We start from the raw sequence: 24,330 nt of genomic DNA, 5'->3' as shown, positions 1-24,330 counted from the left end.
TCACGCCTTGATGATCTGGTCCTTGTCGTCAAAACGGTAGGTTCGTCCGGCATCCGGCGTCGCATAGAGCACCTGATCGACCTCGTACTGGTGTTCGCCGAAGAGGCGGACCGTCAGCGGGCCGAAATCCGTCTGCAGATAGATGATCGTATCGGCACCCAGATGCTCCACATGGATGACCGACCCCTTCCAGCTGCCGGACGTGCTGCTGACCTGGATGTGCTCCGGGCGGATACCGACGGTCTTTGCCGTGGGGTCGCCGAGTTTTGCCCCGTCGATGAGATTCATCTGCGGCGAGCCGATGAAGCCTGCAACGAACAGCGTCTGCGGCGCATTGTAGAGCTCCATCGGCGAGCCGACCTGCTCGATCCTGCCCTTGTTCATGACCACGATCTTGTCGGCAAGCGTCATGGCTTCCACCTGATCGTGCGTCACGTAGATCATGGTCGCCTTCAACTGCCGGTGCAGGCGGGCAATCTCCAGCCGCGTGTTGACGCGCAGTGCCGCATCGAGGTTCGACAAAGGCTCGTCGAACAGGAAGAGCTGCGGTTCGCGCACGATCGCACGGCCGATGGCCACGCGCTGGCGCTGGCCGCCGGACAGTTCGGCCGGGCGTCGCTCCAGATAATCATCGAGCGAAAGCATGGCCGACGCGACCCTGGTGCGCTCCTTGATTTCCTCGGCGGGCTTGCCGGCCTGCTTCAGGCCAAGGCCCATATTGTCGCGCACCGACAGGTGCGGATAAAGCGCATAGGTCTGGAACACCATGGCGATGCCACGCTTTGCCGGCGGCGTGTTGTTGACCTTTTTGCCGTCGATCAGGATTTCGCCCGAGGTCGCATCCTCAAGACCGGCGATCACGCGCAGCAAGGTCGACTTGCCGCAGCCGGACGGTCCGACAAAAATCACGAACTCGCCGTCCTTGACCTCGAGATCAATGCCTTTCAGCACGTCCACCTGGCCGAAAGACTTGCGAATATTTTCTATCTTCAAAGAACCCAATGTCTTGTTCCCGTCTTCAAACTTTTAATTACAGGTCTACCGGCTTGCCGGTGCGCACGCTTTCATCCGCCGCAAGGCAGACACTGAGCGACCGCACGGCATCCTGCATGTGGCGGCCAAGGTCGAGATCCTCGCGGATGGCTTTGAGAACAAAGGCCTGCTCCAGATCGCAAAGCTCCTGATGGCCGGGTTCGCCCGCCATGTTGAGGAGTTCGTCCGGCTTGGCAAAACGCCCGTCCGCACCTGTCCTGGCCGAATGCAGCCGGATGGTCGATGTCTTGGTATGCGAGTCGATATCATCCGACTTGGCGTTCTGGTCCATGACGATGGACACGCAGCCATTGGGCGACATGACATCCTTCACGAAGAAAGCCGTTTCCGAAATCATCGGACCCCAGCCCGCTTCGTACCAGCCGACGGAATTGTCATCGAACAGAACCTGCAGATGGCCGTAATTGTACATCTTCGCATCGATCTCGCCGGAAAGCCGCACGCCCATGCCGCGCACCTGAACCGGCTTGGCATCGGTGATCTGCAGCATCACATCGAGATAATGCACGCCGCAATCGACGATGGGCGACGTGGTCTGCATCAGCGCCTTGTGGGTTTCCCATGTCGGGCCGCTCGACTGCTGATTGAGGTTCATGCGGAAGACATAGGGGCCGCCAAGCTTGCGGGCTTCCTCGATCAGCCGCACCCACGACGGATGATGGCGCAGGATGTAGCCGATCACCAGTTTGCGGCCGTACTGCTTGGCTGCCGCGACCACACGCTGCGCATCAGCGACGGTTGTCGCCAGCGGCTTCTCGACAAAGACGTCGGCGCCCGCCGCCATGGCGGCAACGGCATAGTCCGCGTGACTGTCGGAATAGGTGTTGATCGAAACCAGCTCCGGCTTGAGGTCGGCCAGCGCCTGTTCGAACGAAGGATGGATCGTGTAGCCCTGCAATTCCTTGGCCAGCGGCACGACGGAGCGGTTGACCAGCCCGACAATCTCGAAGCCGGGATTGTTGTGATAGGCGAGCGCATGGCTGCGGCCCATATTGCCAAGCCCGGCAACCAGAATCCGCACGGGCTTTTGCGTATTCGCGCTCATTTGACAGCTCCAGAGGTAATGCCGCGGATCAATTGCCGCGAGAACAGGAAGTAAAGGACGAGCACCGGCAGAATGGCGAGCGTCAGCGCCGCCAGAACCGCGTTCCAGTTGGTGACGAACTGGCCGATGAACACCTGCGAACCGAGCGTCACGGTCTTGGTGGCATCACTTGGCGCCAGGATCAGCGGGAACCACAGATCATTCCAGATCGGGATCATGGTGAACACGGCAACCGTCGCCATGGCAGGCTTGACCAGCGGCAGCACCAGCCGGAAAAAGATCGAATATTCCGAAAGCCCGTCGATGCGGCCAGCATTCTTCAGATCATCCGATACGGTGCGCATGAACTCGGTCAGGATGAAGACGGCGAGCGGCAGACCCTGCGCGGTGTAGACGAGGATCAGTGCTGTCAGGGTATTGACGAGCCCCGTCGCAACCATGCCTTGCAGAATGGCCACGGTGCCGAGGCGGATCGGGATCATGATGCCGAGGGCGAGATAAAGCCCCATCAGCGAATTGCCACGGAAGCGGTATTCCGACAGGGCGAAGGCTGCCATGGCGCCGAACAGCAGCACGAAGAAGATCGACACAGAGGTTACGATCAGGCTGTTCTGGAAATACAGGGTGAAATCGCCCTGCGTCAGCACCGAGTTGTAACCGACCAGGCTGAAGCTGGATTCATTCGGCAGGCCGAGCGGGTTGCGGAAGATCGACGCCCGGTCCTTGAACGAATTGATGATGATCAGGAACACCGGAAACAGCGCGATCAGCGTGTAGATGATCAAGGCAACGTGAACGAAACCGGAGCGGAGGGGTGATGTACGGGCTTTTGCCATGACGGGACCTTCCTAGAACTGGTACCGGCGCATGCGCCGCTGGATGGCAAAGAGATAGATGCACACACCCGTGAGGATGATCAGGAACATCACCGTGGCAATGGTCGCGCCCATGGACTTGTCGCCGATCTGCAGCTGGAAGCCGAAGAAGGTGCGGTAAAGAAGCGTTCCCAGAATATCGGTCGACCCGTCGGGGCCGGCAAGTGCGCCCTGTACGGTATAGACAAGGTCGAAGGCATTGAAATTGCCGACAAAGGTCAGAATGGAAATAATGCCGATGGAGGGCAGGATCAGCGGCAGCTTGATCTTCCAGAACTGGCTCCAGCCAGTAATGCCGTCGCATTCCGCCGCTTCGAGAACCTCTTCGGGAATGCTCAGCATCGATGCGTAGATCAGCATCGTCGGAATGCCGACATTCTGCCAGACCGAGATCAGCGATACGGTGATCAGCGCGCTGCTGGGCTTGCCGAGCCAGGGCGCAAACAGCGACTTCAGGCCGACGAGATCAAGCAGGTAGGGCGATACGCCCCAGATCGGCGAGAGGATCAGCTTCCAGATGAAACCGACGATCACGAAGGACAACAGCGTCGGCAGGAACAGCGCCGTGCGGTAGAAGGCGCCAAAGCGCAGTTTCGGCACCGAGAGCAGCGCCGCCAGCGCGACGCCGATCGGGTTCTGCACCAGCATGTGGATCAGGAAGAACACGAAATTGTTGCGCAGGGCATTCCAGAAACTCGCCGACCAGCGCGGTTCGCCGAACAGGGTCTGGAAATTGCCGAAACCGACAAACACGCCCTGACCGTCAACCACGTTGAACAGGGACAGGCGCAGGGTTTCGATCAAGGGCAGGATCATGATCGCCGTATAGACGATCACCGCCGGCAGCAGGAACACAAGGATGTGCCAGCGCCGTGCGCGTTTGTCCTGACCGCTGTCAGACTGGGAATAGTCGGCCGTGCTCATTAACTCGCAAACCCCTGCTTATTGATTGTTGGTCATGGAAAACCGGTCCACGACTGCCGTTCGTCAAACGAATGGAGCGGCAATGTCTGCCACGTCTGAGCAAGTTTTGTTTGGGCCCAAATACATCGGCCTTGGTTTCGCATAAACAAAATTTGCTCGGAATAAGCGAAATGCCGGAGCGGCGCGAACCGCCCCGGCATTCGATTGCTTACTTCGCAGGCTTGTACCAGCTGTCGAGACCGTCCTGCAGCTTCTTGGCTGCAACTTCCGGTGTATCGGTGCCGTTGATCACATTGGCCGATTCAACCCAGGTTTCGTTTTCCAGGTTCGGCTTGCCGCGCGACAGGATCTGATAGGTCGAACGGATCGTCGGCTTGCACTTTTCGCGCCAGGACACGAATTCCTGCGCCAGCGGGTCCTTCATCTTGACCGGTGTCGACGACAGGCTGAAGAAGCCCGGCAGCGCGTTGGCATAGATGTCGGCGAATTCTGGCGAAGCCACCCAGCTGAGGAATTTCTTCGCCGCTTCCGGGTTCTTGCTCTTGGCATTCATCGCTGCGCCAAGATCGGCATGATCGGAGATGTAGCAGGTGTCGCCGGCCTTCTGGACCGGTGGCAGGAACGCGCCCATCTTGAACTGTGCCTGCGTGTTGAACAGCGAGATTTCCCACGAACCGGCGGGATAGATCGCAGCGCGGCCGAGCGTGAACAGGTTCTGGCTGTCCGGATAGGTCTGGGCTTCGAAACCGTCGCCAAGATAATCCTTCCACTTGGCAAGCGTCTTGTAAGGCGCAACCCAGTCGGCGTCGGTCAGCTTCTGCGTCCCCTTGATCAGTGCGGTGCGGCCTTCTTCGCCCTTCCAGTAGTTCGGGCCGATATTCTGGTAGCCCATGGTTGCGGCTTCCCAGAGGTCCTTCGTGCCCATGGCCATCGGGATGTAGGTGCCATCCTTCTTGATCTTGTCGAGGGCAGCAAAGAATTCGGCTTCCGTCGTCGGAACGGCGATGCCCAGCTTGTCGAAGGCATCCTTGTTGTAGATGAAGCCGTGAATAACCGATGCCATCGGCACGCAGAACGTGTCGGAACCGTCATCGGTGCTCCATGCCGCCTTGGCGACAGGCGAGAAGTTCTCGATGCCAGGAAGGCTCTTCAGGCTCGACAGGTTGCCGCGCTTGAACTGTTCCAGCGACTTGTCGAACGGGCGGCAGGTGATGATATCGCCGGCACTGCCGGCATCGAAGCGCGCACCGAGAGCAGCATCATATTCGGTCGGCGGTGTCGGCGCGAACTTGACCTTGATTCCGGGGTTCTTCGCTTCAAAGGCTGGGATGAGCTTTTCCTGCCAGATGGCAAGATCGTCGGTACGCCAGCTTTCGATTGTCAGCGTGGTATCGGCAGCGTGGGCGAAGCCGGCCGAAGCCAGGATGCTCGTTGCCATGAGCAGTGATTTTAAAGTCGTGCTTCCCATTTTAGTCTCCTGTTGCACCCTTTGAGCAGTGCCGTTAACGAGAGCCGTGGCTCCCTTTCAGTTTCGAAAGCGACGGGCGTAGCCTCTGTTGATTGCTTTCGAGAATGTGTGATGCCTGTTTTGCATCGGCTGCGCCCGCTGCGAGCAGGATTGCAGGCTTTACCGAGCCGCCGGTTGTCGCCAGATGTTGTTTCGCATCGGCGATATCGCAGGCAGCGATGGCCGACACGATGTGGGCGGCGCGCTCGCGCAGCTTTTCGTTGTCAGCAATGAGATTGACCATGTAGCCGTCATGCACGTGACCGAGATGCACGGCCATCAGCGTGGACAAAAGATTGAGCGCGATTTTCTGCGCGGTCCCTGCCCCCATGCGCGTCGATCCGGCCACAATTTCCGGCGGCGTTTCCAGGGCAATCGCCACATCGGCATGGGTGAACAGCGGTACAGCCGGATTGTTGGCAATGGCAATGATCTTCAGCCCGCGCCGCTTGGCTTCATCAATGGCGGCCAGCGCATAGGGCGTGGTGCCGCTGGCAGAGATCGAAATCAGGCAATCGCCCTGACCAAGACCGGCCCCGGCGATATCGCGGGCGGCCTGCTCCGCATCGTCCTCATAACCGCCGGCAAGGCGCACGAGGCTTTCGACACCGCCCGCCAGAAGGATCACGACGCGGTCCGGTGCGATGCCATAGGTGCCGGGCAGTTCGAGTGCATCGGCCAGTGCCATCAGGCCGGAGCTGCCGGCGGCGGCATAGGCAATGCGCCCGCCCGCGGCCAGAGTTCCAGCAGCAAGCAGCGCCGCCTCGGCGATGGAATCAACCGCATGCGCCACCGAAGCCGCCGCCTCGATCTGCGCCTCGTGCAGCAAACGCAAAACATCGGCTGGCGATCGCTCGTCCAGTCCGGAAGCCTTGTCGTTGCGTTGCTCGGTACGGGTTACCACCACTCGCCTCTCCTCGTTGTGATAATTAATGCCAAAAAAATACCACTTGTCCAGAGGTTCTTAAAAAAATCATGTACTGTTTTTCGTATAATCAAAATTATGCAATAAAATCAACGCGTTTAATAAAAGTCGAAAAAACATGGAATTAACGCTTGGCTATTGGTATTTTATTGGTATTCTATTTTTTGGAGGGCAACGAGTGTGAGATATCTCCTGGGAATTGATGGTGGTGGAACAGGCTGCAGAGCGGCCGTGGCCGATATGACCGGCCGGGTTCTGGGCACCGGCAAAAGCGGTTCGGCCAATATCATGACCGACATGGAGAACGCGCGCCTGAATATTCTCGGCGCCGCCAACGCAGCCTTTGCCGATGCCGGGATCGATGCATCAGCGATTCCCGCGGCTGCAGCGGTCCTCGGGCTCGCAGGCGCCATGGTCGGCGGCAATGGCGAGAAGCTGCGGGCCACCCTGCCCTTTCAACAGTCTCTGGTGACATCCGATGGCACGATCGCCCTTCAGGGCGCGCTCGGTGATACCGACGGAACCGTTGTTATCATCGGTACAGGCACCCTGTTCGTCACGCGCCAAGGCGATGACATCCGCTTTGCCGGCGGCTGGGGCTTCAAGGTCGGAGACCTCGGCGGCGGCGCGCGTATCGGCCGCGATCTCCTGGAAGAGGCCCTGCTGGCCCATGACCGGTTTCACCCGTCATCACCCCTGACCGACGCCGTCCTCCACCGTTTTGAAAACAATCCGCACCGGATCGTCGAATTTGCCCACGCGGCGCGGCCCAGCGATTTCGGCACGCTGACCCCACTGGTGTTTGAATATGCCGCGCACGACGACGCCGTGGCGCTGGCGATTGTGAACAGGGCCGCTGCGCAGATTGAAGAGGGACTCGATGCCATCATGCCGCCCGGACAGGAACGGCTGTCATTGATCGGCGGGCTGGGAGCGCTGTTTGAACAGCGTCTTTCGCCTCGATACCGGGCAAAACTGCAGAAACCCCTGCATGACGCGCTGACGGGTGCCGTACAACTGGCGGTGAAAAACTTCGCGCCGGTGCGCAAGGAGGCCGTGCATGGCTGATGGTTTGATCGATATCCTGCCCTCCCTGAATGACGGCTCTGCCAGCGGCGGCCCGCTCTACGTCAAGCTGCAGCGGCTGATCGAAACGGCTGTCCGCGACGGCATGCTGCAGCCGGGCGACGCCCTGCCGCCCGAACGGGAACTTGCCACCATCGCCGATATTTCCCGCGTTACCGTGCGCAAGGCGGTTCAGGGCCTGGTCACCACCGGCCTGCTGGTGCAGCGGCATGGGTCCGGCACCTTTGTCGCGCCCCGCTCGGAACGGGTCGAGCAGTCGCTGTCGCACCTCACCTCGTTCACCGAGGACATGGCGCGGCGCGGCATGATCGTGCGTTCCACATGGCTCGATCGCGGCATCTATCCGCCCTCGCCGGAAGAAATGGTCACGCTCGGTCTGTCCTCCGGCGAAAAAGTCGCCCGCATCAGCCGTTTGCGCGTTGCCAATGACACGCCCATGGCGATTGAACGCGCCGCCCTGTCCATTCAGGTCCTGCCCAATCCGGAACTGGTCACGCTGTCGCTCTATGCGGTGCTGGCGGAAGGCGGCAACCGCCCGGCCCGTGCCATTCAGCGCATTTCGGCGGCGATCCTGAAGGAGGCCGACGCCAAATTGCTTGAGGTGCCCGCGGGTTCGGCGAGCCTCAACATCGAACGCATATCCTATCTCGAATCGGGAAAAGTGATCGAATTTACCCGGTCGATCTATCGGGCGGATGCCTATGAATTCGTCGCGGAGCTGAAGCTCGGCGACTCCTCGGAAATTTCAGGAGCAGTACTTTGACCACCAACGGAACTCTCATGCGCGAAGAAATTCGCTCCATCCCGGACGTAACCGCGCGGTTTCTCGATGCCTCCCGCGATACGCTGGCCAATGCCGGAGCAAGACTGCGCGAGAAGAACCCGCCGTTCCTGGCTTCCATTGCCCGCGGATCATCGGACCATGTGACAGCCTATCTGAAATATGCAACGGAACTGACCGCTGGCATTCCCGTTGCCTCGCTCGGACCGTCGGTTGCCTCGATCTATGGCATCACCCTGAAACTCGAGAGCGCCGCAACGCTTTCCATTTCCCAGTCCGGCAAGAGCCCCGACATTGTCAGCATGACCAAGGCGGCACGCGAAAGCGGCGCGCTGACGCTCGCCATCACCAATGAAATCAATTCCGACCTCGCCTATGCCAGCGATCTCGCCATCGACATCCTGGCCGGGCAGGAACGCAGCGTCGCCGCCACCAAGACCTTTGTCAGCTCGGCCGTGGCCGGGCTGGCCATGATTGGCCACTGGACGCAGAACAAAGAACTGCTTGCTGCCATCGATGAACTGCCCAAGGCTCTTGCCGCGGCCATCCGCTGCGACTGGTCGCCGTTCGGCGCCGCCATGAAGGGCGAAAACTCGCTCTTCGTGCTCGGGCGCGGGCCATCGCTTGCCATTGCCAACGAAGTGGCGCTGAAATTCAAGGAAACCAGCGCCATGCATGCGGAATCCTACAGCGCCGCCGAAGTCATGCACGGACCCAAGGCCATCGTCGGCAAGGATTTCCCCGTACTGGTGCTTGCAGCGCGCGATGCGGCTGAAGAGTCGATCGTTCAGGCGGCCGACCGCCTGGCCGAACAGGAAGCCGCCGTCTTCCTGACATCGGCAAAGCCGTCGAAAGCAACAGCGCTGCCGTTCATCGCGACGTCGCACCCATTGACGGACCCGCTGACCTTGCTGGTATCATTCTACGCTTTCGTGGAAGACTTCGCCCGCAGCCGCGGATTGAATCCGGACGAGCCACCGCATTTGAGAAAAGTGACTGAAACAATATGAGCACTGTCTATGCACTGACCGGCGCCGACATTTTTGACGGCGAAACCTGGCATGCCGGTTCGGCAATTCTTGTCGATGCGGGCATTATCACCGGTATCGTTGCCCCGGCGGACATCCCTGCGGATGTTCGCCGTGTCGCGCTCAACGGCGGCAAGCTCGTCCCCGGTTTCATCGACGTGCAGGTGAATGGCGGCGGCGGCGTTCTTCTGAATGACGGCCCGAGTGTCGAGGCAATCAGGACCATCTGCCAGGCGCATTTCGCCTTCGGCACGACGGCCCTCCTGCCAACCCTGATCACCGACACCCCTGCCATCACCAATGCGGCGATTGCCGCCGGCAAGGCGGCGGCGCTGGAGAAAGTCACCGGATTTATCGGCCTGCATCTCGAAGGGCCGCACCTCTCCGTCACGCACAAGGGCACGCATGACCCGGCGCTCATCCGTCCAATGGAGGACAGCGATCTCGTGGCGATCGTCGACGCCGTGCAGGAACTGCCGGTGCTGCTGACAACCGTCGCCCCGGAGACCGTTCCGGTCGACAAGATCAAGGCCATGGCCGATGCGGGCGTCATCGTCAGCATCGGCCACAGCGGCGCATCCTATGAGCTGGCTGTGGCCGCCAAGGATGCCGGCGCCTCCATGGCAACCCATCTCTTCAATGCCATGAGCCAGCTCGGCCACCGCAGTCCCGGGGTTGTCGGCGCTGTTCTTGAAACCGGCGACCTGTCCGCCGGACTGATCGCCGATGGTTTCCACGTCAGCAAGGCGTCCATGGCGATTGCCCTGCGCGCCAAGCAGGGTCCGGCCAAAATTTTCCTGGTGACCGACGCCATGTCAACCATCGGCACGGATATCACCAGCTTCACGCTGAACGGCCGGACCATCCGGCGGCATGGCGGCCGCCTGACGCTTGAAGACGGCACGCTGGCGGGAGCCGATCTCGATATGATTTCGGCAGTCCGCTTCGTGCATCGCGAGCTTGGGCTTGACCTCGAGGAAGCCTTGCGGATGGCCTCGCTCTATCCCGCCGAGAGCATCCGCATCGATCATCGTTACGGGCGCATTGGCAACGGATATGTCGCCAATATCGTGCATCTCGATGAGGCGCTTGACGTCGATCACGTCTGGATCGACGGCGATCTGCATTACGCCCGAAACCCGAGTTGACGGCCTTCTCCGATTGACGATACTGCCCTTTTTGGACAATCGGAGAAATAAAATGGCTGGGGATGCGCTTGTCGTCATCGATGTGCAGAATGATTTTTGCCCGGGCGGCACATTGGCCGTGGACGGCGGCAACGAAATCGTCCCGATCATCAACAAGCTGATCATCCGGTTCGATCACGTCATTCTGACACAGGACTGGCATTCCGCCGGGCATTCGAGCTTCGCCTCGTCCCATCCCGGCAAGGCGCCTTTCGACACGGCGAAAATGCCCTATGGCGACCAGACGCTGTGGCCGGATCATTGCATCCAGGGTACGCCCGGTGCCGATTTCCATGCGGACCTGCAGTGGACCAAGGCCGAACTGATCATCCGCAAGGGCTTCCGCCCCCATATCGACAGCTACTCGGCGTTCTTCGAAAACGACCGCAAGACCCCGACCGGCCTTGCCGGTTACCTGCGCGAGCGCGGCATCACCAATGTGACCTTTGTCGGTCTGGCGACAGATTATTGCGTCGCCTATTCCGCGCTGGATGCGGTGGCACACGGTTTTGCCGCCGACGTGCTGCTCGATGCCTGCCGCGCCATCGACATGGGCGGATCTCTGGCCGCCATGGTCGCGAACATGCGCAAGGCCGGTGTCACCCTGATCTGACGGATGCAAAAGTGAACAGCTGCGCATTTTTTCCACAGGCGTTAACCCAGACATTCGACCAAAGTCATAAAACTGTTGTTTCTCTGTCACATAATGAGGATAGTGCCCATAAGCGCATCCAATAAGCGTGTTCCTAACGACGCCTCATTATGGGAGACATACATGACATTTCGCGGCACTTCGCTCAGCCTCGCGCTCGGACTCGTCCTCGCGTCGTCCACCTCATCCTTTGCCGTCACCGAAATCAGCTGGTGGCATGCCATGACCGGGGCCAACAACGAGGTTGTTGAAACCCTGTCCAAGGAATTCAATGAAAGCCAGAGCGACTACAAGGTCGTTCCCGTGTTCAAAGGCACCTATCCGGAAACGCTGAACGCCGGCATCGCCGCGTTCCGCGCCAAGCAGGCACCGCACATCATGCAGGTGTTCGATGCCGGAACGGGCGTCATGATGGGCGCCGAAGGCGCGATCAAGCCGGTGGCCGACATCCTGTCGATGGGCGGCGCAAAGTTCGACAAGAGCCTCTATCTGCCGGGCATTGTCGCCTATTATTCCAAGCCGGATGGCACGATGCTGTCCTTCCCCTACAACAGCTCCTCGCCGATCCTTTACTACAACAAGGACATCTTCAAGAAGGCTGGGCTCGATGAAAACAACCCGCCAAAGACCTGGCCGGAAGTCTGGGAAGCCGCCAAGAAGATCAAGACCAGCGGCGCAGCAAAATGCGGCTACACCTCGACATGGCTGACATGGATCCACACAGAAAACTTTGCCGCCTGGAACAATATCTCCTACGGCACCAATGAAAACGGCATTGCCGGAACCGATGTCGAGCTGAAGATCAACGCGCCGCTTTATGTCAAGCACTTCCAGGAACTGGCTGATCTCGCCAAGGATGGCACGTTCCGTTACGGCGGGCGCACATCCGAAGCCAAGCCGCTGTTCCTGTCGGGCGAATGCGGCATCTTCACCGAATCCTCCGGCGGTCTGGGCGATGTGGTCAAGTCGGGCATGAATTACGGCACCGGCCAGCTTCCCTATGACCCCGACGCCAAGGGTGCGCCGCAGAACACGACACCGGGCGGCGCCAGCCTCTGGGTGTTCGCCGGCAAGTCCGACGCGGAATATAAGGGCGTTGCCGCCTTCTTCACCTTCCTGTCGCGCACCGACATCCAGGCCCGCCTGCATCAGGTATCCGGCTATCTGCCGGTGACCCTTGCCGCCTATGAGGACACCAAGAAGTCCGGCTTCTACGACAAGAACCCTGCCCGCGAGATTCCGATCAAGCAGATGATGGGCAAGGCTCCGACGGAAAACTCCAAGGGCGTGCGCCTGCCGAACCTGCCGCAGGTGCGTGATATCGAGAACGAAGAGTTCGAGAACATGCTCTCCGGCAAGCAGACGGCCCAGCAGGCCCTCGACAATGCCGTCAAGCGCGGCAATGCAGCCATCAAACAGGCAAACGGCCAGTAAGAGCCGGTTCATGAACGCCCCGTCCGCATGGCATGCGGACGGGTTTCTTTTCAAGAGGGGCAATCATGGCATCGTCAACGCGCGTCACTTTTCCGAACAAGGTCCTGCCCTACCTGCTGCTGGCACCGCAGCTTGCCATTACGATTGTCTTTTTCTACTGGCCCGCATCCCAGGCGATCCGCCAGTCGGTGCTGCGCGAGGATCCGTTCGGCCTGTCGACCCAGTTCGTGGGCCTCGGCAATTTCAAGCGCATCCTGAGCGATCCCAACTACCTGAACTCGCTGCAGGTCACGATTGTCTTCTCCATTGCAACGGCAGTCATCGCCATGGGCTTCGCGCTGCTGTTTGCCGTCATGGCCGACAAGGTCATCCGCGGCAAAGGCGTCTACCGCACCCTGATGATCTGGCCCTACGCCGTGGCCCCGGCCATTGCCGGCATGCTCTGGCTGTTCCTGTTCAATCCCTCGATGGGCACCTTCGCCTATATGATCCGCTCCGCCGGCTACAATTGGGACCCGCTGCTCAACAGCAACCAGGCCATGCTGCTGGTGGTTGCAGCCGCCGCATGGAAGCAGATCAGCTACAATTTCCTGTTCTTCGTTGCCGGACTGCAGTCCATTCCCAAATCACTGATTGAAGCAGCGGCCATTGACGGCGCCGGCGAAACCAAGCGCTTCTGGACCATCATTTTCCCGCTGCTTGCCCCGACCACGTTCTTCCTACTGGTCGTCAACACCGTCTACGCGTTCTTCGACACGTTCGGCATCATTCATGCCGTCACCGGCGGCGGCCCCGGCAAGGCGACGGAGACCTTGGTCTACAAGGTTTACAATGACGGTTTCGTCAACCTGATCCTCGGCGACTCCGCCGCGCAGTCCGTGATCCTCATGGTCATCGTCATCGGCTTGACGGCGATCCAGTTCCGTTACGTCGAACGCAAAGTCCATTACGGCTGAGGAGCGCAGAGATGATCCAGAACAATCCCATCGGCCGTCTCGTCGCCCACATCATCCTGATTGTCGGCATTCTGATCGTGGCCTTCCCGATCTACTACGCCTTCGTCGCCTCGACCCAGTCGCTGCAGGACATCATGCGGCCGCCGCTATCGCTGCTGCCCGGCGGACATTTCTGGGAAAATTATACAACGGCACTTTTCGGCGGCATCGGCCGTATCGGCGGCGTGAGTGTCGGCCGCCTGCTCATCAACAGCACGATCATGGCGCTGGCGATTGCCGTCGGCAAGATCATCATTTCGATCCTCTCGGCCTATGCCATCGTGTTCTTCCGCTTTCCCGGCCGCATGGTCTTCTTCTGGCTGATCTTCATCACCCTGATGCTGCCGGTCGAAGTGCGCATCCTGCCGACCTACAAGGTCATGGTCGACCTCGGCCTCATCGATACCTATACCGGCCTGACGGTTCCGCTGATGGCGTCGGCCACAGCAACGCTCTTGTTCCGGCAGTTCTTCATGACCATACCCGGCGAACTGGTGGAAGCGGCACGCGTCGACGGTGCGGGCCCATGGCGTTTTTTCAAGGACATCCTCCTGCCCCTGTCCAAAACCAACATCGCAGCGCTGTTCGTCATCCTCTTCATTTACGGCTGGACCCAGTATCTCTGGCCGCTGCTGATGACAAACCGCAACGACATGACGACCATTGTCATCGGTCTGCGCAAAATGATTTCCTTCGCCGATGCCGACACCGAATGGCATCTGGTGATGGTGACCTGCATTCTGGCCATCCTCCCCCCGATCCTCGTCGTTGTGCTGATGCAACGCTGGTTCGTGCGCGGCCTGGTCGAAACGGAGAAATGATCCCATATGGCAAGTGTTGAACTTACAAATGTCCGCAAGGTCTATGCCGGGGGTGTCGAGGCGGTCAAAGGCGTCGACATCGACATCAAGGACGGCGCCTTGTGCGTGCTTGTCGGCCCATCGGGCTGCGGCAAGTCCACCTTGCTGCGCATGATCGCGGGACTGGAATCCATCACCGGCGGCACCGTTGAGATCGACGACAAGGTGGTCAACGATCTCGGCCCTGCCGAGCGCGACATCGCCATGGTCTTCCAGAACTATGCGCTCTATCCGCACATGAAGGTCTATGACAACATGGCCTACGGCCTGCGCAACCGCGGCATGCCGAAGGATCAGATCGACAAGCGTGTGCGCGAGGCCGCGGCAACGCTGGAGCTGACGCATCTGCTCGAACGCCGCCCGCGCGAGCTTTCAGGCGGCCAGCGTCAGCGCGTCGCCATGGGCCGCGCCATCGTGCGCAACCCGAAAGTGTTCCTCTTCGACGAACCGCTGTCCAACCTTGACGCCAAGCTGCGCGGCCAGATGCGGGTGGAAATCAAGAATCTGCAGCGCCAGCTCGGCGTGACCAGCGTTTATGTCACCCACGACCAGCTGGAGGCCATGACGCTCGCCGATATTCTCGTGGTGATGAATGCCGGTGCGGTCGAGCAGATCGGCGCGCCGCTCGATATCTACGAAAAGCCTGCCAGCACATTCGTTGCCAGCTTCATCGGCGCCCCGCCCATGAACCTCATTCCGGTCACGGCGGATGAATCCGGCCTGATCCTGAAAGACGGCACGCGGATCGGTGCTCAAGGTATCGTCGTATCCGATAAAGACGCGATCATCGGGTTCCGTCCGGAAGATCTGGAGGTTGCCACAGGAACGGAAAGCCACATTGGCGGCCTGCTGCTCGACCTGAAAGTGCTCGGTGTCGAGCCGGTCGGCGCGGAAAGCTATGTCTATGGCATCATCGGCGGGGAGCGGGTTGTCGTGCGGGTTGCCGGCCGCTCCGTCTCCCAACCCGACGATCATCTCAGGGTGATCATCCCCAAGGAAAAGCTGCATCTTTTCGGCGGCAACGGCAAACGCATCTGAAGACATTCAAAGCATACCACGCCCCTCCACCCACCGGTGAAGGGGCGTGAAAGTGCCGATTACCAGGCTGGAACAGCCGCACCCTTGTACTTGTCGAGGATGAACTGCTTGACCGGATCGGAATGGTAGGATTCGATCAGCGTCTTGACCCAGGGCTTGTCCTTGTCGGCCTTGCGCACGGCGATCAGGTTGACGTAAGGCGCCTTTTCACCTTCCTTCAGGATCGGGTCCTTCATCGGATCAAGACCGGCCTCAAGCGCGTAATTGGTGTTGATGGCAGCGGCATCCACATCGTCGATGGAACGCGGCAGCTGGGCGGCGTCAAGCTCAACGAACTTGAAGTTCTTCTTGTTTTCGACGATGTCCGCGAGCGTTACCTTGAGGCCTGAACCTTCCTTCAGCTTGATCACGCCCTTGTCGGCAAGGATCAGCAGCGCACGACCGCCATTGGTCGGATCGTTCGGAATGGCAATCGTGGCGCCGTCGGCCAGCGCATCGAAGCTCTTCACCTTCTTCGAATAAACGCCCATCGGGAAATTCACGGTGTTGGCGACATCAACGAGATCGAACTTGCGGTCGGCGATCTGGTTGTCGAGATAGGGCTTGTGCTGGAACGAGTTGGCGTCAAGCTCGCCATCGTTCAGCGCCTGGTTCGGCACGACATAGTCGGAAAATTCGAAAATCTCGATATCGAGGCCCTTCGGCTTGGCGATTTCCTTGACCTTTTCCATGATCTGGGCGTGTTCGCCCGGCGTCACGCCGATCTTGATCGTTTCGGCCAGAGCGCTTGTCGCGCTCAGGATGGCCGCCAGCGCGGCGGTGGCGAGGATTTTCTTCAACATTGTAGTCTCCTGTTTTACCTTGAACTGTTCTCAGCGGGGACGGATGCGCTTATCGAACTGCCGCGCCAGCCGGTCACCGGCGCTCTGGACGAGTTGAACGAGCACGATCAGCACCAGAACCACGATGGCCATCACATCCGGCATGAAGCGCTGATAGCCGTAGCGGATGCCGAGATCGCCAAGCCCGCCACCGCCAACGGCACCGACCATGGCTGAATAGCCGATCAGGCTGACAATGGTGAGCGTCAGGGCCGACGTGATGCCGGGACGCGCTTCCGCCAGCAGAACCTTGAACACGATCTGGGCGGGACTTGCGCCCATCGCGCGGGCAGCCTCGGTCAATCCCGGATCGACCTCGCGGATTGCCGATTCAACCAGACGTGCGATGAAGGGAATGGTTGCAATGGTCAGCGGCACAATCGCGGCGGTGGTCCCGATCGAGGTTCCGGCAATCATGCGTGTAAAGGGAATGATGGCGACGACCAGAATGATGAAGGGCGTCGAGCGGGCCGCGTTGACGACAAGGCCGAGCACCTTGTTGACCGACGGCGCGGCAAAAAGCTCGCCGCGCCCGCTGGTCGCCAGAAAAACACCGAGCGGAATGCCGAACAGCGAACCGATCAGGCCCGCCACGGCGACCATATACAACGTCTGGCCCGTGGATTTCACCAGCAGTGCAAAAATATCAGCGGACATAGCCGACAACCTCCGATGACAGGCCGTGATCGGCAAGAAAGCTTCGGGCGTGGGTTATCTTCGCTTCATCGGCAAGCAAGGACACAACCAGCATGCCGAAGGGACGCCCGGCAATCTCGTCGACCGCACCGGCCATAATGTTGACCTCGATGCCGAGATCGCTGCCGAGCCGCGCCAGCATGGGCTCCGTCGCATTCTCGCCCTTGAAGATGATGCGCAGGATCGTCCGCAGGCCCGGTTCCGGCTTCTCCACCATCTGCCGTGTGAGGAACTCCGGCAAATGCAGGCCCGCCAGTCCGCCAAGGAGCGAGCGGGTGGTCGCATGGGTATGCCCGGTGAACACGTCGAAGGTGGGACCCTGTTCGACGATGCGCCCGCCATCGATAACCGCCACGTGATCGGCGATGGTCTTGATCACTTCCATTTCATGGGTGATCAGGAGAACCGTAAGGCCAAGTTCCTTGTTGATGGTCTTGAGCAAGGCCAGGATCGAGCGGGTTGTTTCCGGGTCGAGTGCCGACGTCGCTTCATCCGACAAAAGCAGTTTCGGTTCCGTTGCCAGAGCCCGCGCGATGCCGATGCGCTGCTTCTGCCCGCCTGATAATTCCGAGGGATAGCGATCGCGCTTGTCCGACAGCCCGACAAGATCAAGCAGCGGTGTCACGCGCTTTTCAATGGTCGGCCTGTCGATACCGGCAATCTCCAGCGGCAGGGCGATATTGTCGAACGCTGTTCGCGACGCGAGCAGATTGAAATGCTGGAAGATCATGCCGATGGAGCGGCGCACATCGCGCAGCTTCTTTTCATCGAGCCCGGCAATATTCACCCCATCAACAACGACGCGGCCGCTCGTCGGCTTTTCCAGTCCGTTGACCAGGCGGATCAGGGTGGACTTGCCCGCACCGGACCGGCCGATAATGCCAGTGACGGAACCGCGCGGGACAATCAGATCGACGCCATCGAGCGCAGCAACCTCCGCGCTGGTGCGTCCTGCCGCAAAGCGCTTGGAAACGCCTTCAAACGCCACCATCGGGTCAGCTGCCTTGGCCAATCCGTCGCCCGCAGCCGCTCCCGCCGCTTCTCCTGTCTTTCGTGTCACAACCGTCATAACCATTTGCGCCGCCCGTGCAGCCGCCCTGTTGTCTGTTTGCGACCGTCTATACCGATCTGGTCGACTTTTCGATAGGGCTTACGGGCAAGCATGAACATTTTCGATGGTGGAAATCTCGGGTTCATCGGCCGGCAGCCGAAACTATTCGTCAAGATCACGCCAAGCGCATTCGACTATAGTTGCAAATTCCTATTTAAAACAACCACTTACCTCAAATGATTCAACTCTGCATTTCTAGCGGTGCTCTGTGAAAACGGGCAATGAATTGAACAGGCGTTTCACACGCGATCCATTTGAGGGCGAAGCAGACACACCGAGCCAGCCGGTGTATCGGGGAGATGGGCCTCCCCGACCACGGCAATGGCCTTGCTCTCAAAACTGGAGGTGATCTATGCGGAATTTGCCGGCTAGCATCACGCTAGTCGCGAAAAGAACCCGGACCGGCTGGCAGCTGATAGTCCGGATTCAATTCTCGAACTAGACCATGAGAGGTGGGCGAAAGCCCGCCTCTCACTCCAGAACTTACAACATTTAATCGATGATTCCAACCAACCCTGGGTTTCAGGCAGCGAGTGCAAGTTTCGATGCGTTCAGGCCGCGCTCCAGATCGTTGAGGATATCATCGATATGTTCGATGCCGACCGAGAGCCGGATATAGCCTTCGGAAACGCCGCTCGCGCGTTGTTCGTCCGGTGAGAGCTGAGAGTGTGTTGTCGTTGCCGGGTGGATGGCGAGGCTGCGGACATCGCCGATGTTGGCCACATGATAGAAGAGTTCGAGCGCTTCGATGAATTTGCGTCCTGCCTGCAGACCGCCTTTAAGCTCAAAACCGACCAGACCGCCGAAACTGCCCGAAAGATACTTTTCCGCCCGTTCACGATCAAGACCGCTCTGCTGCGATGGATGGATGACCTTGGCGATCTCCGGACGCTTGGCCAGGAACTCGGCAACCTTCTGCGCATTCTCGACATGACGCTCAAGGCGCAGCGACAGCGTCTCGATGCCTTGAATGGTCTGGAAGGCATTGAAGGGCGACAGCGCCGCACCAAGGTCGCGCAGCAGCGTGACGCGCGCCTTGATGATATAGGCGACGGGTCCGATGGGTTTCACCGCTTCGGTCCAGACCGCGCCGTGATAGCTTGGATCGGGTGTGTTCAGCGCTGGCTGGCGCTGCGGGAATTTCTCCCAGTCAAACTGGCCGCCATCAACGATGATGCCGCCGATGGAGGTGCCGTGGCCGCCGAGATATTTGGTGGTCGAGTAGACGACAATGGCAGCGCCGTGCTGCAAGGGACGCGCGATCAGCGGCGCCGCCGTATTGTCGACGATCAGCGGAATGCCATATTCGCGCCCGATGGCAGCCACTTCAGCAATGGGAAACACGGTGAGTTTCGGATTGGGCAGCGTTTCCGCGTAATAGGCGCGGGTCCGCTCGTCCGTGGCCCGGCGAAACGCTTCGGGGTCTCGGGGGTCAACAAACCGCACCTCGATGCCCTGATCCTTCAGCGTATTGGCGAAGAGGTTCCATGTGCCGCCATAGAGATCGGTGGAACTGACGATATTGTCGCCAGCCCGCGCAAGATTCTGGATGGCAAGGGCAGACGCCGCCTGCCCCGACGACACCGCCAGCGCAGCGATACCGCCATCGAGCGCGGCAACACGCTTCTCCAGGACATCGGTGGTCGGGTTGCCGATACGCGTGTAGATATTGCCGAGTTCCTTCAACGCGAAGAGATTGGCGGCGTGTTCCGTATCGCGGAACTGGTAGGAGGTGGTCTGGTAGATTGGCACAGCCACGGCGCCGGTTGCGGGATCCGCCCGCCAGCCGGCATGCAGGGCGATGGTCTCGGGATGCAAATGGACTGCCATGGTTTTCGTCCTCGTGTTGGTGCGGAATGATCACCCTGAACACTAGGAGAAGTTGCAAAGAGGGAATACGCAGGCCGTTGCTTATTTCAGCGCATTCGGGAAATCCCATGCTAAAAGCGCTGCGCAACGCCCCACTTTATGCCAGTCAGGCAGCGATGGGGCCGGGTACGGAGAATTCCATTCCCGGCTCCACGGTATTGACCCGTAGCGCTCAGGCAGCCCGATAGCGTTCCAGCCAATGGGCGTACGGTGAAGGCAGAACCCAGGCCGCCTTCTCGACGCCCAGTTCCTTGGCGGCGCGGAACGGCCAGTGCGGATCGGTCAGCAGCGGACGGGCCAGCATGACAAGATCGACCTTTCCATCGCGGATAAGACCATCCGCCTCATGCGGGGTGCTGATGTACCAGGATGTCGAGGCTGGCAGGCCGGTTTCGCGGCGGACACGTTCCGCAACAGGCCCAAGGAAAGCCGGCCCCCATGGAATGTTGGTCTTGCCGAGAGAAAAGCCCATGCTGACATCGATGAAGTCGAGCCCATTGGCCTTCAGCAGTTTGACAAGTTCTATGGCTTCGCTGAGGGTCTTCTCGTCCTGTCCGTCATACTCAATGACACCGAGGCGCGCGGTCAGCGGCAGGTTGTCCGGCCAGACGGCCCGCACGGCCTGAACCGTTTCGATCAGGAACCGGCTGCGGTTCTCAAAACTGCCGCCATATTCGTCGGTACGCTTGTTGGAATGCCCGGACAGAAAACTCTGGGCGAGATAGCCATGGGCAAAATGCAGTTCGAGCCATTCGAACCCGACCGAGAGCGCCCGCTTGGCGCTGTCGACAAAGGCCTGCTTTACCCGCTCGATATCGGTCTTGGTCATTTCACGCGGAACCTTCGACAGCCCGCCGCCATAGGCAATAGCCGAAGGGGCAATGGTTTCCCAGCCGCGCGGATCATCGTCCGCAATATGGTCATCGCCTTCCCATGGCCGGTTCGCGCTGGCCTTGCGCCCGGCATGGGCAATCTGGATGCCCGGAACGGCGCCGGCATTCTTGATGGTTTGAACCGCCGGTGCGAATGCCTTGGCCTGTTCATCATTCCACAGTCCTGCGCAACCCGGAGTGATCCGGCCTTCCGGCGACACAGCGGTGGCCTCGACAATCACCAGTCCGGAACCGCCGCGCGCCAATCCGCCGAGATGGACGTGATGCCAGTCATTGATCACGCCGTCATTTGCCGAATACTGGCACATGGGGGAGACGGCGATTCGGTTGCGCAATGTCACATCCTTCAAGGTGAAGGGGTCGAATAGAGAGGCCATATGTTTACTCCAAGATGGGGTGCCGCAGACATTCGGGTCCGCTTTCATTTCGATAGTTCGATATTATTCGAACAATAGCAATACACAAAATTTTGTGCTAGGACATGTGCATGAGAGAATATCGCCATCCCCAGATCACCGAAGTGCAGCTTGAGTCCGTGCTCTATGCACTGAGCGACCCCATCCGTCTGTCGATTGTCCGGCAACTGGCCCGCGAGGGCGAGGCAACCTGTGCCGCGCTTGAGAACGGGCGCCCGAAATCCAGCATGTCGCATCATTTCCGCGTGCTGCGGGAAGCCGGGATCATCAAGACACGCAACGACGGCACCTCGCGGATCAACGAATTGCGCGACGATGAACTGGCCGAGGTTTTTCCGGGCCTCCTGCCGGCAATTCTCGCTGTCCGGAGCAAGAACAACGTGGCAGAATGGACCTCTTGAATGATCCGCCACGCAGCTGGCAAAAACGCCCGCTTTATACATAGAAACGACTTTGATTCTTACATGAATTTAATAATATAAGACATCGGCGCGATCTTTTATATTTGAATATTCATATTCAATTCGCATTAAACGCAGAGAAATTACAGAATTTCATACAAATAACTTCATATTACTCAGGCATAAACCATACAACCATAAAGACATTGGTAACTATTATAAAAAATGGTAAGCAAATTAACCAATGCCGAACGCAATAAAAATAGCATAGGGAAATATGAACTCGCCGTTCTGAGGTCCGTGAGTGCAACTGTCGAATTTCCATACGCCTGACGCTATCCGGTCCATGTTCGGCATGCGGGGAACGATAAATCCTGCCGTCAAGCGGCGGGTCTATGCTGAACAGATGGATGTGGCGCTGCGACTGGCGCCCTTTACCGTCATCGTCGCCATGAGCGTTGTGTTCGTGGTGGCATTTGTCTTCTGGGATCGGGGACATAGCCTGTATCTGGGCAGCCTGGCCACCATCGTCACAATCATGACCGCCGCGTCGCTCTTTGCCTGCTGGCAATGGTACAAGGTGCCGAAGGTCAAGGAGCTCGGCTTCGCCGGCATAAAATACCTGATCATCATATCCGCGTGTTACGGCCTGTGTCTGGCCAGTATCCCGCTCATGCTTTTTCTGGAAGCCGATGCTTACCATAGGCTGCTGATCGCCTGTACGGCGGCCGGCCTGATGGCAACGGGTATCGGCGTTGCCGTGGTGCCGCTGGCGGCCATTGCCTATTCCGGCGCGATCATCACCGGCTCGTTCTTTGCCCTCGCCTCGACCGGCGAGGATTTCTTTCTTTTCATCGCGATTCTGCTGGCGATCTATGCACTGTTCATCCTCTTCACCATCGTGCACATGAGCAACCTGATTGTCATGCGCACGCTCGACCAGATCAAGGTCGAGCAGCAGAAGGAGGTTATCAGCCTGCTTCTCTACGATTTCGAAGAGAATGCCAGTGACTGGATCTGGGAAACCGACGCCGATCTGAAACTTCAGCATACCTCGCCGCGGCTGGCACAGATCGCCGAGAAAACCACCAAGCAATTGCAGGGCATGCCCTTCGCCCAACTGTTCAAGGTCGACCAGTCCCACGCCGAAGAGGCCGTGAAGGTCGGATCGATCTGGCAGGCCATTGAAAACCGCACGACCTTCCGCAACCACATCTTGCCGATCAATATAAAGGGCGAAACCCGCTGGTGGTCGCTGACCGGCAAGGCTATCTTTGACAATGCCGGGCAGTTCTGCGGCTATCGCGGCGTTGGTTCCGACGTGACAGCGGCAAAACAGTCGGAAGACAAGCTGTCCTACCTCGCCCGCTATGACGTGCTCACCGACCTGCCGAACCGGACCCTGTTCTCCGATCAGCTCTCTGAGGCAACCAAGGAACTGGAAACGGGCCTCACCGGTTTTGCCGTTTTCTGCATCGACCTCGATGAATTCAAGACCGTCAATGACAGCTTCGGTCACGGTATCGGCGACCAGTTGCTGAAGCAGGTGGCCGAACGCTTGCGCAGCACATCGCCTGCCCGCTATATCGTGGCGCGCCTTTCCGGCGATGAGTTTGCCATTCTGGCACCCGGTGCGGGCCAGGCTGAAGCCACGGCGCTGGCGGAAGATCTCGTGCAGCGCGTATCGCAGCCTTTCTGGATCGACGGTATCCAGATCAACATTCATATCAGCATCGGCATCGCGCTTGCGCCCATGGACAGCGTCAGCGACATCATGCGCTGCGCCGATCTGGCATTGTACCGCACCAAGAACGAGGGCCGGAATAGCTATCGCTTCTACGAAGTCGAAATGGATGCGCGGATCGAGGCCAAGCGGGCACTGGCAATGGACTTGCGCGGCGCATTGGCGCGGCAGGAATTCATTCTGCATTTCCAGCCGATCGTGTCGGCCATAACGCTCAAGACCGTCGGGTTTGAAACCCTTCTGCGCTGGAAGCATCCGGTGCACGGGTATATCTCTCCGGCCATCTTCATTCCGATTGCGGAAGAAACCGGCAATATCATTCCCCTCGGGGAATGGATCATCCAGGAGGCTTGCAAGACAGCGGTATCCTGGCCCGATGATATCCACGTGGCCATCAATATTTCCGCGATTCAGTTCCGTCATTCGGATCTGGCTTCCATCGTGCGCGATGCCCTGACAACCAACAAGCTGAAACCCAACCGCCTCGAACTCGAAATCACCGAATCCGTGTTCCTTGAAGCCAATGTCGCGGCGATTTCCCTGCTGCGGCAGTTCCGGGCGATGGGCGTAAGCATCGCGCTTGATGATTTCGGCACCGGCTATTCCAGCCTGAGCTATCTGCGCAAGATGCCGTTCGACAAGATCAAGATCGATCAGTCCTTTGTGCGCGATCTGCCGCACAACCGGGGAAGCCTTGCCATTATCCGTGCGGTGATGGGCCTTGGCGCCAGCATGGGCATGAAGATCACCGCCGAGGGCGTAGAGACCCGCGAACAGCTCGCCTGCCTGCAAAAGGAAGGCTGCGATCAGGTACAAGGCTTCCTGTTCAGCCCCGCCGAACCGTTCGAGAAGACCGCAGGCCTCATGTCCTTCGACCGCGACCGTTACGAGGTCGCCAGCTGAGGCGTGGCAATGGAAGCGGAAGGCGC

The 24,330-nt window shown here is 59.3% G+C and carries 22 protein-coding genes; 11 read left to right on the top strand and 11 right to left on the bottom strand.

Translation table 11 applies throughout. The annotated features are described in order from the left end of the window. From C5750_RS01820 to C5750_RS01795, 6 genes are all read right to left on the bottom strand, one after another. Positions 1 to 1,002, bottom strand: coding sequence for an ABC transporter ATP-binding protein (locus C5750_RS01820; RefSeq protein WP_105732155.1), 1,002 nt, complete (start codon positions 1,000 to 1,002; stop codon positions 1 to 3). A gap of 28 nt (positions 1,003 to 1,030) precedes the next feature. Then, a complete protein-coding gene (locus C5750_RS01815; RefSeq protein WP_105732154.1) occupies positions 1,031 to 2,098 on the bottom strand; it encodes a Gfo/Idh/MocA family protein in 1,068 nt (355 codons plus the stop codon). Next, entirely contained in the window at positions 2,095 to 2,934 is an 840-nt protein-coding gene (locus C5750_RS01810; RefSeq protein ID WP_105732153.1) for a carbohydrate ABC transporter permease, read from the bottom strand. Before C5750_RS01810 ends, C5750_RS01815 begins: the two co-directional genes overlap by 4 nt. 12 nt (positions 2,935 to 2,946) lie before the next feature. Further along, the gene (locus C5750_RS01805) at positions 2,947 to 3,897 is read right to left on the bottom strand and encodes a carbohydrate ABC transporter permease (protein WP_105732152.1); all 951 of its coding nucleotides are present in this window, start codon (positions 3,895 to 3,897) and stop codon (positions 2,947 to 2,949) included. Between the two features lie 208 nt (positions 3,898 to 4,105). Then, entirely contained in the window at positions 4,106 to 5,365 is a 1,260-nt protein-coding gene (locus tag C5750_RS01800) for an ABC transporter substrate-binding protein (RefSeq protein WP_105732151.1), read from the bottom strand. Between the two features lie 34 nt (positions 5,366 to 5,399). After that, positions 5,400 to 6,311, bottom strand: coding sequence for an N-acetylmuramic acid 6-phosphate etherase (locus C5750_RS01795; RefSeq protein ID WP_105732150.1), 912 nt, complete (start codon positions 6,309 to 6,311; stop codon positions 5,400 to 5,402). A gap of 198 nt (positions 6,312 to 6,509) precedes the next feature. Here C5750_RS01795 and C5750_RS01790 point away from each other — a divergent pair, with 198 nt between their 5' ends. The 9 genes from C5750_RS01790 (at position 6,510) to C5750_RS01750 (ending at position 15,390) form a co-directional block, all read left to right on the top strand. Beyond that, positions 6,510 to 7,397 carry a glucosamine kinase nucleotide-binding domain-containing protein gene (locus C5750_RS01790; protein WP_105732149.1) on the top strand — a complete coding sequence of 296 codons (888 nt, stop codon included), beginning with the start codon at positions 6,510 to 6,512 and terminating at the stop codon, positions 7,395 to 7,397. Continuing rightward, positions 7,390 to 8,178 (top strand): GntR family transcriptional regulator, encoded by a 789-nt coding sequence (locus tag C5750_RS01785; RefSeq protein WP_105732148.1) that lies wholly within the window; start codon positions 7,390 to 7,392, stop codon positions 8,176 to 8,178. The genes C5750_RS01790 and C5750_RS01785 overlap by 8 nt, the downstream gene beginning before the upstream one ends. 17 nt (positions 8,179 to 8,195) lie before the next feature. Beyond that, a complete protein-coding gene (locus C5750_RS01780; protein WP_105733061.1) occupies positions 8,196 to 9,206 on the top strand; it encodes an SIS domain-containing protein in 1,011 nt (336 codons plus the stop codon). Then, positions 9,203 to 10,372 (top strand): N-acetylglucosamine-6-phosphate deacetylase, encoded by a 1,170-nt coding sequence (nagA, locus tag C5750_RS01775; RefSeq protein WP_105732147.1) that lies wholly within the window; start codon positions 9,203 to 9,205, stop codon positions 10,370 to 10,372. Before C5750_RS01780 ends, nagA begins: the two co-directional genes overlap by 4 nt. A gap of 52 nt (positions 10,373 to 10,424) precedes the next feature. Next, the gene (gene pncA / locus C5750_RS01770) at positions 10,425 to 11,024 is read left to right on the top strand and encodes a bifunctional nicotinamidase/pyrazinamidase (protein WP_105732146.1); all 600 of its coding nucleotides are present in this window, start codon (positions 10,425 to 10,427) and stop codon (positions 11,022 to 11,024) included. Positions 11,025 to 11,186: 162 nt separating this feature from the next. Further along, on the top strand, positions 11,187 to 12,497 hold the full coding sequence (gene ugpB, locus C5750_RS01765) for a sn-glycerol-3-phosphate ABC transporter substrate-binding protein UgpB (RefSeq protein ID WP_105732145.1): 1,311 nt from the start codon (positions 11,187 to 11,189) through the stop codon (positions 12,495 to 12,497). Between the two features lie 65 nt (positions 12,498 to 12,562). Then, a complete protein-coding gene (gene ugpA / locus C5750_RS01760) occupies positions 12,563 to 13,453 on the top strand; it encodes a sn-glycerol-3-phosphate ABC transporter permease UgpA (protein WP_105732144.1) in 891 nt (296 codons plus the stop codon). An 11-nt stretch (positions 13,454 to 13,464) separates the two neighbouring features. Further along, positions 13,465 to 14,313: a sn-glycerol-3-phosphate ABC transporter permease UgpE gene (gene ugpE, locus C5750_RS01755; RefSeq protein ID WP_105732143.1), complete on the top strand. Its 849-nt coding sequence runs from the start codon at positions 13,465 to 13,467 to the stop codon at positions 14,311 to 14,313. 6 nt (positions 14,314 to 14,319) lie between these two features. Further along, positions 14,320 to 15,390 (top strand): sn-glycerol-3-phosphate import ATP-binding protein UgpC, encoded by a 1,071-nt coding sequence (locus C5750_RS01750; RefSeq protein WP_105732142.1) that lies wholly within the window; start codon positions 14,320 to 14,322, stop codon positions 15,388 to 15,390. A 59-nt stretch (positions 15,391 to 15,449) separates the two neighbouring features. Here the strand turns inward: C5750_RS01750 and C5750_RS01745 are convergent, their stop codons facing one another. The 5 genes from C5750_RS01745 to C5750_RS01725 form a co-directional block, all read right to left on the bottom strand. Continuing rightward, positions 15,450 to 16,232, bottom strand: a complete 783-nt coding sequence (locus C5750_RS01745) for a MetQ/NlpA family ABC transporter substrate-binding protein (RefSeq protein ID WP_425350402.1) — start codon at positions 16,230 to 16,232, stop codon at positions 15,450 to 15,452. Positions 16,233 to 16,262: 30 nt separating this feature from the next. Beyond that, a complete protein-coding gene (locus C5750_RS01740; RefSeq protein WP_105732141.1) occupies positions 16,263 to 16,928 on the bottom strand; it encodes a methionine ABC transporter permease in 666 nt (221 codons plus the stop codon). Continuing rightward, positions 16,918 to 17,958, bottom strand: a complete 1,041-nt coding sequence (locus tag C5750_RS01735) for a methionine ABC transporter ATP-binding protein (protein ID WP_105733059.1) — start codon at positions 17,956 to 17,958, stop codon at positions 16,918 to 16,920. Before C5750_RS01735 ends, C5750_RS01740 begins: the two co-directional genes overlap by 11 nt. 642 nt (positions 17,959 to 18,600) lie before the next feature. Further along, entirely contained in the window at positions 18,601 to 19,908 is a 1,308-nt protein-coding gene (locus C5750_RS01730; protein WP_105732140.1) for an O-acetylhomoserine aminocarboxypropyltransferase/cysteine synthase family protein, read from the bottom strand. 211 nt (positions 19,909 to 20,119) lie between these two features. Beyond that, positions 20,120 to 21,217, bottom strand: coding sequence for an NADH:flavin oxidoreductase/NADH oxidase (locus C5750_RS01725; protein WP_105732139.1), 1,098 nt, complete (start codon positions 21,215 to 21,217; stop codon positions 20,120 to 20,122). 110 nt (positions 21,218 to 21,327) lie between these two features. Here C5750_RS01725 and C5750_RS01720 point away from each other — a divergent pair, with 110 nt between their 5' ends. Together C5750_RS01720 and C5750_RS01715 are read left to right on the top strand one after the other, a co-directional pair. Beyond that, positions 21,328 to 21,657 carry an ArsR/SmtB family transcription factor gene (locus C5750_RS01720; protein ID WP_105732138.1) on the top strand — a complete coding sequence of 110 codons (330 nt, stop codon included), beginning with the start codon at positions 21,328 to 21,330 and terminating at the stop codon, positions 21,655 to 21,657. Positions 21,658 to 21,961: 304 nt separating this feature from the next. Beyond that, positions 21,962 to 24,304 (top strand): putative bifunctional diguanylate cyclase/phosphodiesterase, encoded by a 2,343-nt coding sequence (locus C5750_RS01715; protein WP_105732137.1) that lies wholly within the window; start codon positions 21,962 to 21,964, stop codon positions 24,302 to 24,304. Positions 24,305 to 24,330 lie beyond the last annotated feature (26 nt).

Source organism: Phyllobacterium myrsinacearum (assembly GCF_002980555.1).
GTDB lineage: Bacteria > Pseudomonadota > Alphaproteobacteria > Rhizobiales > Rhizobiaceae > Phyllobacterium > Phyllobacterium myrsinacearum.
The sequence above is the reverse complement of the archived record's forward strand: the minus strand, read 5'-3'. Positions and strand labels throughout refer to the sequence as shown.